This is a genomic window from Streptomyces sp. PSU-S4-23, assembly GCF_055632315.1.
Genome location: NZ_JBVMUU010000002.1, coordinates 4,310,374 through 4,324,222 on the forward strand (window position 1 = coordinate 4,310,374; position 13,849 = coordinate 4,324,222).

The window sequence follows — 13,849 nt, forward strand, 5'->3', positions numbered from 1 at the left end:
TCAGTGGTTGTCGCGCAGCCCGGAGAAGGCCAACCGCACCACGGCGTCGGCGACTTCGCGCTCCCCCACGCCACGCCCGTCCGGCCGGTACCACTCCACGATGGAGTTGATCATTCCGAAGACCAGCCGCGTCGCCAGCCGTACCTCCACGTCCCCGCGCACGTCCCCGTCGGCGGCCGCGGCCTTGAGCAGTTCGGCGACCCGGTGGTCGAACTCGCGGCGCCGCTCCAGCGCCCACCGCTCGGTGCCGGTGTTGCCGCGCACGCGCAGCAGCAGCGTCACATACGGCAGCTCGGCCGTGAGCACCTCGACCATGCGCCGTACGACGTACTCCAGCCGGTCCCCGGTACGCCCCACGCGCGCGTGCTCCTCGTCGAGGATCGCGAAGAGGCCGTCCAGCGCTCGGCTGACGGCGCGGCGCAGCAGTTCCTCCTTGCCCGAGACGTGGTGGTAGATCGACGACTTGGAGATGCCGGCCGCCTTGGAGAGGTGCTCCATGGAGGTGCCGTCGTAGCCGCGCTCGTTGAAGACCTGCACGGCCACGGAGAGCAGGCTCTCCGGCGTGTACGTGTCGCGCTTGGCGGTGGTCATGAGGTGCCCTCCCGCTTGTCGGAGGCGTACGCGTGCCGGTAGAGCGCGAGGGACGGGGCGTAGCGCCCGGAGCGGTCGCGCATGTGCAGGTCGTCCAGCAGCTCGTAGGCCCAGCCTCGGCCGAGCCTGCGGCTCCACTCGAAGGGACCCAGGGGGTAGTTGACCCCGAGGCGCATCGCGGTGTCGATGTCCTCCTCGGTGGCCACGCCCTTGGCGACGGCGTCGTGCGCCAGGTCCACGATCCTGGCCACCGTGCGGGCGACGATCATGCCGGGGGCGTCCCCGATGACGCTGACGTCCTTGCCGAGCGCCTGGAAGAGCCCGATGGCCTCGGCGAGGGTCTGCGGGGAGGTGTCCTGGGAGGCGGACAGCGCGATGCGGGTCGCCCTGCGGTAGTCGAGCGCCAGGTCGAAGTAGACGACATCGCGGAACTCGACGGAGGTCTGCCCGTCGGCCAGGGCCAGCTGACCGCCCCCGGGCAGCACCAGACGGGTGCCTTCGTCCTCGTCGTCCTCGCGGACGACGATGCCCGCCTCGCGGATGAGCGCGAGGAGGTCGGCGGCGGGGCCCAGGTCGCCCTCGGCGACCACGTACGCGGGCGGCTGCGCCTTCTCCGCGGTGTGCGGCTCGGGCCGCTCGGCGCCGTCGCCGTAGCCGTACCAGCCCTGACCGGTCTTGCGGCCGAGCCGGCCCGACTCGACCAGCCTGCGCTGGGCGAGCGAGGGGGTGAAGCGCACGTCCTGGAAGAAGGACTCCCACACCGACCGGGTGACGGACTCGTTGACGTCCTGCCCGATCAGGTCCGTCAGCTCGAACGCCCCCATCCGGAAGCCGCCCGACTCGCGCAGGACCGCGTCGATCGTGGCGGGGTCGGCGACCTGCGCCTCGTAGACGGCGAACGCCTCCGCGTAGAAGGGCCGCGCGATGCGGTTGACGATGAAACCGGGGGTGTCCGCGCAGGCGACCGGGGTCTTGCCCCACGCGCGGGCCGTCTCGTACGCGCGTGTGGCCGACGTGACGTCGGTGGCGAACCCGGAGACGACCTCCACGAGCGGCATCAGCGGGGCGGGGTTGAAGAAGTGCAGGCCGACGAACCGGCCCGCGTTGCGCAGGGCGCCGCCGATCGCGGTGACGGACAGCGACGAGGTGTTGGTGGCGAGGAGGCAGTCGTCGCCGACGATGTCCTCCAGCTCCCGCAGCAGCTGCTGTTTCACCTCCAGGCGCTCCAGGACGGCCTCGACGACCAGGGAGCAGTCCGCGAGCTCCGCCAGGCTCTCGGCGGGCACGAGACGGGCGCGGGCCGCGTCCCGCTCGGCTCCGGTGAGCCGGTCCTTCTCGACGAGCCGGTCGAGGCGGGCACCGATCGCGGCGGCCGCCTCGCGGGCACGGCCGGGGAGTGCGTCGTACAGCCGTACGGGGTGGCCCGCGACCAGCGCGACCTGGGCGATGCCCTGGCCCATGGTGCCGGTGCCCACGACGGCCACGGGGCTGCTGAGGTCGAGTGCTGTCATGTTCGCGATCCTCCCGCACGGCGTTGTCCACAGATGCGGCGGACCCCCTTGTCCCGACCGATCGTTCGGTTACTCTAACTCTGTCCGCCCAGCCCGTCGCCCCCGTCGCTTCACCACCGCTCCGTACGAGGCGCGTCGCACCGCACCTCCGGATTCAATCCTGCCCAGGTCACGAGCTCAAGGGAGAGCTCACGAGACGAGGAGTTGGTCCCGCATGGCCGCCGAACTCACCGCGCACCAGCTGATCGCCCAGCACCGGCCCACCCTCGACAGGGCGCTGGAAGCGATCCGCACGCGGGCGTACTGGTCCCCGCACCCCGAGCACCCCAAGGCATACGGGGAGGACGGCAGCCTGGACGCGGCGGCGGGCAAGGCCGCCTTCGACGCCCTCCTGGGCGGCCGTCTGGACCTCGGCCAGCCCGGCACGGACGACTGGACGGGCGGCGAGGTGTCGCCGTACGGGATCGAGTTGGGGGTCACCTATCCCCACGCGGACCTCGATGTGCTGCTGCCCGCCATGCGCGCGGGGCAGGGCGCCTGGCGCGACGCGGGCGCCGAGATGCGCGCGGTGGTGTGCCTGGAGATCCTCAAGCGGATCAGCGACCGGACGCACGAGTTCGCGCACGCCGTCATGCACACCAGCGGCCAGGCCTTCATGATGGCCTTTCAGGCGGGCGGCCCGCACGCGCAGGACCGCGGCCTGGAAGCGGTGGCCTACGCGTACGTGGAGCAGGTCCGCACTCCCGACACCGCGGAGTGGACCAAGCCGCAGGGCAAGCGCGACCCGCTGGCGCTCACCAAGACGTTCAAGCCGGTCCCGCGGGGCGTCGCCCTGGTCATCGGCTGCAACACCTTCCCGACGTGGAACGGCTACCCGGGCCTGTTCGCCTCCCTGGCCACCGGCAACGCGGTCCTGGTCAAGCCGCACCCGCGCGCGGTGCTGCCGCTCGCGCTGACCGTGCAGGTGGCCCGTCAGGTGCTCGCCGAAGCGGGCTTCGACCCGAACCTGGTGGCGCTGGCCGCCGAGCGCCCGGGCGAGGGCATCGCCAAGACGCTGGCGGTGCGCCCGGAGATCCGGATCATCGACTACACGGGCTCGACCGCGTTCGGCGACTGGCTGGAGACCCATGCCCGCCAGGCGCAGGTCTACACGGAGAAGGCCGGGGTCAACACGGTCGTCGTGGAGTCGACCGGCAACTACAAGGGAATGCTGTCGAACCTGGCGTTCTCCCTGTCGCTGTACAGCGGCCAGATGTGCACCACCCCGCAGAACCTCCTGATCCCGCGGGACGGCATCACCACGGACGAGGGCCCCAAGTCGTACGACGAGGTGGTCGCCGACCTCGCACGGTCGGTCGGCGGGCTCCTGGGCGACGACGGGCGCGCGAACGCGCTGCTGGGCGCGATCGTGAACCCGGACGTCAAGGCCCGCCTGGAGGCGGCGGCCGGCCTCGGCGAGGTCGCCCTGGCCTCCCGGGAGGTCGCCAACCCGGACTTCCCCCGGGCGGTCGTGCGCACCCCGGTGATCGTGAAGCTCGACGGCGCGAAGCCGGACGCGGAGGCCGCCTACATGAGCGAGTGCTTCGGCCCGGTCGCCTTCGCCGTCGCGGTCGACTCCGCTCAGGACGCGGTGGAGCTGCTGCGGCGGACCATCAGGGACAAGGGCGCGATGACCGTCGGCGCCTACACCACCTCGGAGGAGGTGGAGCGTGCCGTCGAGGAGGTCTGCCTGGAGGAGTGCGCGCAGCTCTCCCTCAACCTGACGGGCGGGGTGTACGTCAACCAGACGGCGGCCTTCTCCGACTTCCACGGCTCGGGCGGCAACCCGGCGGCCAACGCGGCCCTGGCCGACGGGGCGTTCGTGGCGAACCGCTTCCGGGTGGTGGAGGTGCGCCGGGAGGCGTAGGACGGCTCAGCCGGCTGCGCCCCCGGTGGCGCTCCAGTGGTACAGCGTCATGGCCACACTGGTCGCGAGGTTGTAGCTGGACACCTGGGGGCGCATCGGCAGGGACACCAGGTGGTCGGTGCGGGCGCGGAGACCAGCGGACAGGCCGGTGCGCTCGGAGCCGAACGCGAGCACGGCGTCGTCCGGCAGCTTCATCCCGCGAAGGTCGTCGCCCTCCGGGTCCAGCGCGAAGAGCGGACCCGGAGGCAGCTCGGGCACGGTCAGCCGCTCCACGGCGGTCGCGAAGTGAAGTCCCGCGCCGCCGCGGACGACCGTGGGATGCCAGGGGTCGAGGGTGCCGGTCGTGACCACCCCGGTCGCGCCGAACCCGGCCGCGAGCCGGATCACGGCCCCCGCGTTGCCGAGGTTGCGCGGGTTGTCGAGGACGACCACGGGAGCCGTGCGCGGCATGCGCCGGAGCGTTTCGAGATTGGCCTCGCGCGAGGGGCGCACGGCGAGGGCGGCGACCCCGGTGGGATGCGGCCGGGGCACGAGAGACCGGTATGCGGCCTCCGGGACCTCCGTCAGCAGTGCCTCCAGGCTGTCGCGTACATCGGGGGCCAGGTCATCGGCGAGGGTGAGCGCGGCCCGCCGGTCGGTGGTGACGGCGACCGGCACCCGGGCGTGGAAGCGCAGGGCGTGCTTGAGCGCGTGGAAGCCGTCGAGCAGGACGCAGCCCCCGGCGAGCCTGTGCCAGGTGCTCAGCGTGCCGGTGGTGCCGCGGGGCGGGTCCGTCATGCGCTGCAGCCTACGTGCGGGGCGGGCCAGGCCGCCCGTTCGGGCGGCCTTTGCGGAGCCCGTGCACCGCTCACGCCGTCGAACTCACGTGCGCCTGCTCGGTGGCGTCCTCAGGGGGCGGCTGGGGCCCGCGCGGGCGGGGCGGCGCCGGACGGGCACCACGGGGTGTGAGCAGCCGTCCGCGCCCGCGCGCCGCCCATCCGCCCAGCCGCCGCAGGAAGGACGTCGGCAGGAACACGGAGTCGGCGGCGATCATCGCGAGCGAGAAGAACGGAAGCCCGAGGACCACGGCGATCACCGCGTGCTCGGTCATCATGAACGCCAGCAGGACGTTCTTGGCGCGCCGGTTCAGAAGGGTGAAGGGGAACGCCACCTGGGCGGCGACCGTCCCGTACGTCACCAGCAGCACCATCGTGCCGTGCGAGGCCAGCAGGTCGGACAGGGCGGGCCAGGGCGAGAAGTAGTCGAGGTGGAGCGGGTAGTAGACGGCCGTGCCGTCCTGCCAGCGCGAGCCCTGGATCTTGTACCAGCCGGCGGTCGAGTAGATGAGACACGCTTCGGCCATCATCACGAGCAGAGCGGCGCCGTGGACGAGGTTCGCGATGACGTCCAGCAGGATGCGGGGCTCCGTGGCAGGGGCGCGCCGGCCGACGTACCACCACAGGCCCTGGACGGCCCACAGCCCCCAGAACACCGCCGTCCAGCCGCCGTCGAGCCGGCCCATGCCCGTCGCCAGGGCCAGCGCGAGGCCGAGCGTCCCCCACAGCGCGGGACCCACCCGGTCGGGTCCGGGGCGCTCTCCACGCGCGCGTGCCGCACCCTCGCGCCGGGCCCTCCGCTCGTCCAGCGACCACACCCGCCCGCAGCGCGTGAACACCAGGTAGACGGCCATCAGATGGATGACGTTGTCGCCGCCGTCGCCCATGAAGACGCTGCGGTTCTGCAGCGACAGCACGCCCACCATGAACAGCACGGACATCGTGCGGGTGCGCCAGCCGACCAGCAGCAGGGCGCTGGAGAGCACGGCGAGGGCGTAGACCGCCTCGAACCACATCCCGCTCTCGGACCACATCAGGATCGTGAAGGCGTGGTTGTCCGCGATGAGCCGCTGGGCCAGATCCCAGCTCCACGGCCCGTCGGGACCGTACATCTCCCGGCGGTGCGGGAACTCGCGCAGCAGGAACAGCAGCCAGATGCCGGCGAAGCCGATCCGGACGACCGCGCTCTGGTACGGGGCGAGGGGAGCCTCGGTGACACGGGCGATGCCACGCGAGACCGACAGGGCGAACCGGTTCATCAGGCGCTCGCCCCCGTCCGCTCGCCCTCCGGCATGGACCACCAGGGCAGTCTGCGGTACTGGGGCGCGGTGGAGATCTTCTCGTCGCTCCACGCGGGGGGCGGCACGTTGGTGGTGCGGGAGCGGACCTGGACGCGTTCGAGGGTCTCGCCCCGGCCGGCCGGGTGCTCGCGGCCGAGGTGCAGGACGACGACGCGGCGCAGATAGTCCTCGGACAGGGCGCCGCGCAGGCCCACGGGCCGGTTCTCGCCGTCGTGCGAGGCGACGTAGAAGTCCCAGGCGCGGCGCAGTTCGTTCTGACGGGTGTGGCTGGGCAGCGGATTGCCGTCGATGGCGGCGCCGTCGAGCGCGGACAGGTCGTACCAGCCGGTCGTCCGCTCGCCGCCGTCCCCGGTGCGCACCTCGGCCCGGACCTGGACGTCGATGTTCTGCTGCAGCGGGTTGGGGGCGAACAGCTTCCAGTTCTGCTCGAACTCCGGGTATATCCAGTCGTCGACCGCCTCACCGTGCTTCTTGGTCACGGTGTTCGCGGGCGCGACGTGCAGGAAGACCATCCCGAGGTGCACACACGCGGCGACGGCGACGACCGCGAGCGCCAGCGCTGCGGCGATCCGGTAGCGGAGGGAGAGGGCGGCGATCCCGGTGCCCGGGGCGGTGGCCGGCTCCGCGGCCGCTTCGGGGGGCGCGCCGGAGGCGGGTGGAGGGCCGGACGAGTCCGGATCGCCCGCAGCCGGCCCGCCGGGGCCCCCCGGCCCGGTGGGCTCGTCGGGCGCCGGATCTCCGGGGACGTCCCGTGTGGTGCCCTCGGGCAGGGAGGAGACCGGGCCGCCGGAGCCGTCCGGCCGCTCCCGCCGCGGCTCCGGTCCCTCGTCGTACGCGTCCATCCCGCCCCGTCTCCCCAGCTTTCCGTGTCCAGAGGCCGGCCGATGCCGGCCATGTCGCCTGCCGCCGTGCGACGCGGTGCACCGCCGCTTGCGCCGTGCGACGCCAACCGGGCCGTGACCGAGCCGTGCGATGCCGTCCGGCCTCGTCGGCCCTGGTGCACCCGCAGCTCGCAGCGCGGGGCCGCGCGCACCGCGCCACCTGTTCGCAGCACACCGCGTTCGCACGGAACGGTACTCAGACCCATGCGCCCCGCACAGCCCGTTGCCCGCACAGCCCATTGCCCGCACAACCCGGCCCGCACCGCCGCCGGCACGCGGTCGGCACCGCGGTCGCCACGACCGTCGGCAGCGGCTCGGAGGTTGTCCACAGCGGTTGACACCCTACGGCGCCTCGTCTCACCATTGAACCGACACGGACCGAACGATCGGTCGGGAGACGACGAGAGATCAAGGGGGCCCGTATGGCGACGGCAGCGGCACGGCGGACGGCGCGCGCGGACGGCACGGCAGAGGCGGACGCGTCGGCGTACGAGGCCCTCTTCGACGCGGCCATCGCCGCCGACGAGCGCATCGAGCCCCGCGACTGGATGCCCGACGCCTACCGCACCACCCTGATCCGGCAGATCGCCCAGCACGCGCACTCCGAGATCATCGGCATGCAGCCGGAGGCCAACTGGATCACGCGCGCGCCCTCGCTGCGCCGCAAGGCGATCCTGATGGCCAAGATCCAGGACGAGGCGGGCCACGGGCTGTATCTGTACAGCGCGGCCGAGACGCTCGGCACCAGCCGCGACGAGCTGCTCGACAAACTGCACGCGGGCCGCCAGAAGTACTCATCGATCTTCAACTACCCCACCCTGACCTGGGCGGACGTGGGCGCGATCGGCTGGCTGGTGGACGGCGCCGCGATCACCAACCAGGTTCCCCTGTGCCGCTGCTCCTACGGCCCGTACGGGCGCGCGATGGTGCGCATCTGCAAGGAGGAGTCCTTCCACCAGCGCCAGGGGTACGAGCTGCTGATGGCCCTCAGCCAGGGCACGCCCGAGCAGCACGCCATGGCGCAGGACGCGGTCGACCGCTGGTGGTGGCCGTCCCTGATGATGTTCGGCCCGCCCGACGACGAGTCGGCGCACTCCGCGCAGTCGATGGCCTGGAAGATCAAGCGGCATTCGAACGACGAGCTGCGCCAGCGCTTCGTGGACGCCAGCGTCCCCCAGGCGGAGTCGCTCGGCCTGACGCTCCCCGACCCGGAGCTCAGGTGGAACGAGGAGCGGGGGCACTACGACTTCGGCCCGATCGACTGGACGGAGTTCTGGGAGGTCATCAAGGGGAACGGCCCCTGCAACGAACAGCGGATGACCCAGCGCAGGCGGGCGCACGACGAGGGCGCGTGGGTACGGGAGGCTGCCGCGGCCTACGCGGCGAAGCACAAGGGCGCCACGGGCGCGGCCGACGGGCCCGCGCACGCGGCCGGTGGACCGTCGGCACAGCAGGCCGGCGAGAGCGGAAAGGCGTGAGGATGACGACCGAAGAGTGGCCGCTGTGGGAGGTCTTCGTGCGCTCGCGCCGTGGGCTCTCGCACACGCACGCGGGCAGCCTGCATGCCCCGGACGCCGAGTTGGCCCTGCGCAACGCGCGCGATCTGTACACCCGGCGCGGCGAGGGCGTCTCGATCTGGGTCGTGCCGTCCGCCGCGATCACCGCGTCCTCGCCTGACGAGAAGGACCCGTTCTTCGAACCGGCCGCCGACAAGCCGTACCGCCACCCGACGTTCTACGACATCCCGGAGGGGGTGAAGCACCTGTGACCGTCACCGTGCACACCGCGGCCGCCCTGGCCCTCGGCGACGACGCCCTGGTGCTCTCGCACCGCCTGGGGGAGTGGGCGGGCCACGCGCCGGCGCTCGAGGAGGAGGTCGCCCTCGCCAACATCGCCCTGGACCTGCTGGGCCAGGCCCGGGTGCTGCTGTCCATGGCCGGCGACGAGGACGAGCTGGCGTACCTCCGCGAGGAGCGGGCCTTCCGCAACCTCCAGCTGGTGGAGCAGCCGAACGGCGACTTCGCCCACACGATCGCCCGCCAGTTGTACTTCTCCACCTACCAGCGGCTGCTGTACACCCACCTCGCCGCCGGGCAGAGCGAGTTCGCCGGTCTCGCGGCGAAGGCGGTCAAGGAGGTCGTCTACCACCAGGACCACGCCGAGCAGTGGACGCTGCGGCTCGGCGACGGCACGGACGTCAGCCACGAGCGGATGCAGCACGCGTGCGAGGCTTTGTGGCGGTTCACGGGCGAGATGTTCGAGCCGATCGAAGGCGTCGACGTCGACTGGGCCGGACTGCGGGCCGCCTGGCTCGACTCGCTGGGCGACATCATGCGCCGGGCCACCCTGGAGCTCCCCCGGGGCCCGCAGTCCGGTGCGTGGACCGCGGGCGCCGGGCGGCAGGGACTGCACACCGAGCCCTTCGGGCGGATGCTCGCCGAGATGCAGCATCTGCACCGCAGCCACCCGGGGGCGTCATGGTGACGGCCACGACCCTGGAGGAGGAGCTGCGCCGGCTCGCCGGCTCCGTCCCCGACCCCGAGATTCCGGCCCTCACACTGGAGGACCTGGGCGTCGTGCGGGCGGTCCACGCGCGCGGCACGGAATCGGTGGAGGTCGAGCTGACCCCGACGTACACGGGCTGCCCGGCGGTCGAGGCCATGTCCATGGACATCGAGCGGGTCCTGCACGAGCACGGTGTACGGGACGTCGTCGTGCGCAAGGTGCTCACCCCCGCCTGGTCGACGGACGACATCACCGAGGAAGGGCGCCGCAAGCTCAAGGAGTTCGGGATAGCGCCGCCCCGCGTGCGGGGCCGGGAGACGTCCGGGCCGGTGACGGTGGGGCTCGGTCCGACCCGCACGGTCGCCGGCTCCCCCGAGGCCGACGGACCCGTGCGCTGCCCGCACTGCGGTTCCGCCGAGACCGAGTTGCTGAGCCGTTTCTCCTCCACCGCGTGCAAGGCGCTGCGCCGCTGTCTGGACTGCCGCGAACCGTTCGACCACTTCAAGGAGTTGTGATGGCGCGCTTCCACCCGCTCCCGGTGGCCGCGGTCGAGCGGCTCACCGACGATTCTGTGGCCCTGACCTTCGCCGTGCCGCCCGCACTGCGCGAGGAGTACCGCTACGTGCCCGGTCAGCACCTCGCCCTGCGCCGCATCGCCGACGGCACGGAGATACGGCGCACCTACTCGATCTGCTCCCCGGCGCCCGCTCCGGAGGAGGAAGGCCCGCGCACGCTGCGCGTCGGCGTGCGGCTGGTCGAGGGCGGGTCGTTCTCCACCTACGCGCTCAAGGAGGTCGCCGTCGGCGACGAGCTGGAGGTGATGACGCCGGCGGGACGGTTCACGCTGGAGCCCGCGCCCGGACTGTACGCGGCGGTGGTCGGCGGCAGCGGCATCACACCCGTGCTGTCGATCGTGGCCACACTGCTCGACCGGGAACCGTCGGCGCGGTTCTGCCTCATACGCAGCGACCGCACCTCCGCCTCGACCATGTTCCTGGAGGAGGTGGCCGACCTCAAGGACCGCTTCCCCGAGCGGTTCCAGCTGGTCACGGCGCTCTCCCGGGAGGAGCAGCAGGCCGGGCTGCCCTCCGGACGGCTCGACCGGGAGCGGCTGGCGCAGCTGCTGCCGGCGCTGCTGCCGGTGGAGAAGGTCACGGGCTGGTTCCTGTGCGGCCCGTACGGGCTGGTGCAGTCGGCGGAGCGGGCGCTGCGCGGACTAGGGGTGCCGCGCACACGGGTCCATGAGGAGATCTTCCACGTGGACGACGGAACGGTGGCCGCGCCGTCCGTACCGGCGCCCGCGCACAGCACGGTGACCGCGCGGCTCGACGGGCGCGGGGGGACGTGGCCGGTCCAGGACGGTGAGTCCCTGCTGGAGACCGTGCTGCGCAACCGGCCCGACGCGCCCTACGCCTGCAAGGGAGGGGTGTGCGGGACATGCCGGGCCTTCCTGGTCTCGGGCGAGGTGCGGATGGACCGCAACTTCGCGCTGGAACCGGAGGAGACGGACGCGGGATACGTCCTGGCGTGCCAGTCGCACCCGGTCACGGAGACGGTGGAGCTGGACTTCGACCGGTGAGCGGTGGACTCGGCCGGCGGTTTCCTCCCGAGGGCCGCCGGCCGGGCGTTCCCTTCTTGTAGAACCTGTTCTATCTTGACGCTCCGTCAGATCACCGGATCCCGCCAGGAGGACAGGCCGTGGACTTCACCTTCAGTGAGGAGCAGCAGGCGGCGGTCGAGGCGGCGAAGGCCGTGTTCGCCGGGGTCGCGCCGGACGGAGTGCCCAGTCCCGCGCTGACCACGGGCGCCGTCGCCGACGACTTCGACCGATCGCTCTGGGCACGGCTCGCGGACGCGGACCTGCTGAGCCTGCTGCTGGACCCCGGGCACGGCGGAGCGGGGCTGGACGCCATCGCCCTCTGCCTGGTGCTGCGGGAGTCCGCCAAGGCGCTGGCCCGGGTGCCGTTGCTGGAGAACACTGCGGCGGCCGTCGCCGTACAGACCTACGGCACAGCGGAGTTGAAGGAGGAGGTGCTCACTCGGGCGGGCAGCGGGGACCTGGTGCTCACGGTGGCCGCGCACGGCCGGACCGGGCACGACCCCGCCGAACTCGCGGTGGTCGCACGGCGGGACGCCGACGGCACCTGGGTCCTGGACGGCATGCAGACGGCTGTTCCGTGGGCGTACAACGCGGATGCCGTCCTCGTACCGGCACACACCGAGGACTCCGGCCGCGCGGTGCTCGCGCTGGTGCCACGGGCGCACGAAGGGGTCGCCCTGGCCGGGCAGATCTCCACCACGGGAGAGCGTCTGGCGGAACTCCGGCTGGAGTCGGCGCGGATCGCGGGCCGGTACGTACTCGACGCCGACGGGGCGTGGGAGTCGCTGCGCCTGCTGCTTGCCACCGGGACGTGCGCGCTCGCCCTCGGCCTGGGCGACGGTGTGCTGAGGATGACGAGCGAGTACACCGGCAAGCGGGAGCAGTTCGGGTATCCGATCGCGACGTTCCAGGCGGTCGCGGTGCAGGCCGCCGACCGGTATATCGACCTGCGCGCCATGGAGGCCACGCTCTGGCAGGCCGCGTGGCGGATCAGCTCCGGGGCCGCGGGTGCGCTCCCTGCTGCCGGAGACGTGGCGGTGGCGAAGATCTGGGCATCGGAGGGAGTACGGCGGGTGGTGCAGACCGCGCAGCATCTGCACGGGGGCTTCGGCGCCGACACCGACTATCCCCTCCACCGGTACCACGCCTGGGCCAAGCATCTCGAACTGTCGCTAGGCCCAGCGCCGGCACACGAGGAGGCCCTGGGAGACCTGCTGGCGGCGCATCCGCTGGGGTGAGCGGGAAGACACCCCCCGGGCCCGGCCACACCCGGTCCACGCCGGTCCACGCCGGTCCACGCCCGGTCCGGGCCTGGGACTACAGCACGACGCCGGGCTCACCCCTGGCGTCCACGACGCGGTGGCCCGAGGCGGCCCAGAGCTGCATGCAACCGTCGACGTTCACCGCGTCGACGCCCTGCCGGGCCAGGTACATCGCGACCTGGGCGGAACGGGCACCGGAGCGGCAGATCACATGGACCCGCCCGTCCTGCGGCGCCGCCTCCATGACCTCGCCGTATCGCGCCACGAACTCGCTGAGGGGAAGGCGCAGGGTCCCCTCGGCGTGACCCGCCTGCCACTCCTCGTCCTCACGGACGTCCGGCAGGAAGTCGCCGGTCCTTGAGGTCTGCGACCTCGACCGTGGGCACACCGGCTCCGAAAGGCACGGTGCGACGCCACCCGGCAGGACCGCGGGGTGCGCCGCGGCCGGATCAGCCGTGCAGCGCCCGCAGCTCGGCTTCCTTCTCCGCGACCTGGGCCAGCAGCTGTTCCGCGATCTCGTCGAGGAGGCCGTCGGGGTCGTCGGGGGCGAGCCGGAGCATCGAGCCGATCGCGCTCTCCTCCAGCTCACGGGCCACGAGCGTGAGCATTTCCTTGCGCTGTGCGAGCCATTCGAGGCGGGCGTACAGCTCATCGCCGGGGCTCGGCCTGCGCTCCGCGGGCACGGGCCCTGCGGCCCACTCGGCGGAGAGTTCGCGCAGCAGGGCCTCGTCGCCGCGGGCGTACGCGGCGTTGACCCGGGTGATGAACTCATCGCGCCGCATGCGTTCCTCCTCGTCCTGAGCGAGGTCGGGATGGGCCTTGCGGGCGAGCTCGCGGTAGAGCTTGCGGGCCTCCTCGCTGGGGCGGACGCGCGGCGGGGTCCGCACGGGCTGGTCCGTCAGCATGGCCTGGGCCTCCGGGAACAGTCCGTCGGAGTCCATCCAGCCGTGGAACAGCTCCTCGACGCCCGGCATCGGCATGACCCGGGCGCGTGCCTCGTGGGCGCGGCGTATGTCCTCGGGGTCGCCGGAGAGGGCGGCCCGCGCCTCGGCGATCTCCGCCTCCAACTCGTCGAGGCGGGTGTACATCGGCCCCAGCTTCTGGTGGTGCAGCCGCGAGAAGTTCTCGATCTCGATGCGGAAGGTCTCCACGGCTATCTCGTACTCGATCAACGCCTGCTCGGCGGCCCGCACGGCCCGCTCGAGCCGCTCCTCGGGCCGCCCCCCGGCCGCGGCACCGCCCGAGCCGGGGCCGGCGGCACCTCCGGTCCCGGTGCCCGCGGTCTCCGCGGCCCCGGTGCCGTCGGCCCCATCGGGCGCGGTGCCCGCGGGTTCATGGGCTCCGGTGCTCTCGGCGACCGGCTCCTCGGCAGCGGACACGGACTCGCTCTGCTCGGCTTCGGGCGTCGTCACCGGACCAGCCTAAGACACGCGGCGGGGGCCGCTCCCGTCCCGCCCGTGCCCCGCCCCGGCGACGC

The 13,849-nt window shown here is 72.7% G+C and carries 13 protein-coding genes and 1 pseudogene; 7 read left to right on the forward strand and 7 right to left on the reverse strand.

All coding sequences use genetic code 11. The features are described 5' to 3' along the window. Positions 1-591, reverse strand: coding sequence for a TetR/AcrR family transcriptional regulator (locus tag ACZ79I_RS19700; protein WP_471498819.1), 591 nt, complete (start codon positions 589-591; stop codon positions 1-3). Further along, the gene (locus ACZ79I_RS19705) at positions 588-2,102 is read right to left on the reverse strand and encodes a 3-hydroxyacyl-CoA dehydrogenase (protein ID WP_471498820.1); all 1,515 of its coding nucleotides are present in this window, start codon (positions 2,100-2,102) and stop codon (positions 588-590) included. The genes ACZ79I_RS19700 and ACZ79I_RS19705 overlap by 4 nt, the downstream gene beginning before the upstream one ends. 214 nt (positions 2,103-2,316) lie before the next feature. On the opposite strand from ACZ79I_RS19705, the gene paaN reads away from it, so the two are divergent. Further along, on the forward strand, positions 2,317-4,008 hold the full coding sequence (gene paaN, locus ACZ79I_RS19710; RefSeq protein ID WP_471498821.1) for a phenylacetic acid degradation protein PaaN: 1,692 nt from the start codon (positions 2,317-2,319) through the stop codon (positions 4,006-4,008). 6 nt (positions 4,009-4,014) lie between these two features. Here the strand turns inward: paaN and ACZ79I_RS19715 are convergent, their stop codons facing one another. The 3 genes from ACZ79I_RS19715 to ACZ79I_RS19725 all read right to left on the reverse strand — a co-directional run bounded on the left by ACZ79I_RS19715 (position 4,015) and on the right by ACZ79I_RS19725 (position 6,966). After that, complete coding sequence (locus ACZ79I_RS19715) at positions 4,015-4,785, reverse strand: TrmH family RNA methyltransferase (RefSeq protein ID WP_471498822.1); 771 nt, start codon at positions 4,783-4,785, stop codon at positions 4,015-4,017. A 70-nt stretch (positions 4,786-4,855) separates the two neighbouring features. Continuing rightward, positions 4,856-6,082, reverse strand: coding sequence for an HTTM domain-containing protein (locus ACZ79I_RS19720; RefSeq protein WP_471505097.1), 1,227 nt, complete (start codon positions 6,080-6,082; stop codon positions 4,856-4,858). Next, positions 6,082-6,966: a DUF5819 family protein gene (locus ACZ79I_RS19725; protein WP_471498823.1), complete on the reverse strand. Its 885-nt coding sequence runs from the start codon at positions 6,964-6,966 to the stop codon at positions 6,082-6,084. The genes ACZ79I_RS19720 and ACZ79I_RS19725 overlap by 1 nt, the downstream gene beginning before the upstream one ends. A gap of 461 nt (positions 6,967-7,427) precedes the next feature. On the opposite strand from ACZ79I_RS19725, the gene paaA reads away from it, so the two are divergent. The 6 genes from paaA (at position 7,428) to ACZ79I_RS19755 (ending at position 12,348) form a co-directional block, all read left to right on the forward strand. After that, positions 7,428-8,483: a 1,2-phenylacetyl-CoA epoxidase subunit PaaA gene (gene paaA / locus ACZ79I_RS19730; protein WP_471498824.1), complete on the forward strand. Its 1,056-nt coding sequence runs from the start codon at positions 7,428-7,430 to the stop codon at positions 8,481-8,483. 2 nt (positions 8,484-8,485) lie between these two features. Further along, entirely contained in the window at positions 8,486-8,773 is a 288-nt protein-coding gene (gene paaB / locus ACZ79I_RS19735; protein WP_361654246.1) for a 1,2-phenylacetyl-CoA epoxidase subunit PaaB, read from the forward strand. Beyond that, positions 8,770-9,489 (forward strand): 1,2-phenylacetyl-CoA epoxidase subunit PaaC, encoded by a 720-nt coding sequence (paaC, locus tag ACZ79I_RS19740; RefSeq protein WP_471498825.1) that lies wholly within the window; start codon positions 8,770-8,772, stop codon positions 9,487-9,489. Before paaB ends, paaC begins: the two co-directional genes overlap by 4 nt. After that, a complete protein-coding gene (gene paaD / locus ACZ79I_RS19745) occupies positions 9,483-10,025 on the forward strand; it encodes a 1,2-phenylacetyl-CoA epoxidase subunit PaaD (protein ID WP_471498826.1) in 543 nt (180 codons plus the stop codon). The genes paaC and paaD overlap by 7 nt, the downstream gene beginning before the upstream one ends. Further along, on the forward strand, positions 10,025-11,089 hold the full coding sequence (locus tag ACZ79I_RS19750; RefSeq protein WP_471498827.1) for a 2Fe-2S iron-sulfur cluster-binding protein: 1,065 nt from the start codon (positions 10,025-10,027) through the stop codon (positions 11,087-11,089). The genes paaD and ACZ79I_RS19750 overlap by 1 nt, the downstream gene beginning before the upstream one ends. A 119-nt stretch (positions 11,090-11,208) precedes the next feature. Next, positions 11,209-12,348 (forward strand): acyl-CoA dehydrogenase family protein, encoded by a 1,140-nt coding sequence (locus ACZ79I_RS19755; RefSeq protein WP_471498828.1) that lies wholly within the window; start codon positions 11,209-11,211, stop codon positions 12,346-12,348. Between the two features lie 79 nt (positions 12,349-12,427). Here the strand turns inward: ACZ79I_RS19755 and ACZ79I_RS19760 are convergent. Next, a pseudogene (locus ACZ79I_RS19760) lies at positions 12,428-12,758 on the reverse strand (rhodanese-like domain-containing protein). A 63-nt stretch (positions 12,759-12,821) separates the two neighbouring features. Beyond that, positions 12,822-13,784 (reverse strand): J domain-containing protein, encoded by a 963-nt coding sequence (locus ACZ79I_RS19765; protein WP_471498829.1) that lies wholly within the window; start codon positions 13,782-13,784, stop codon positions 12,822-12,824. Positions 13,785-13,849: the final 65 nt, after the last annotated feature.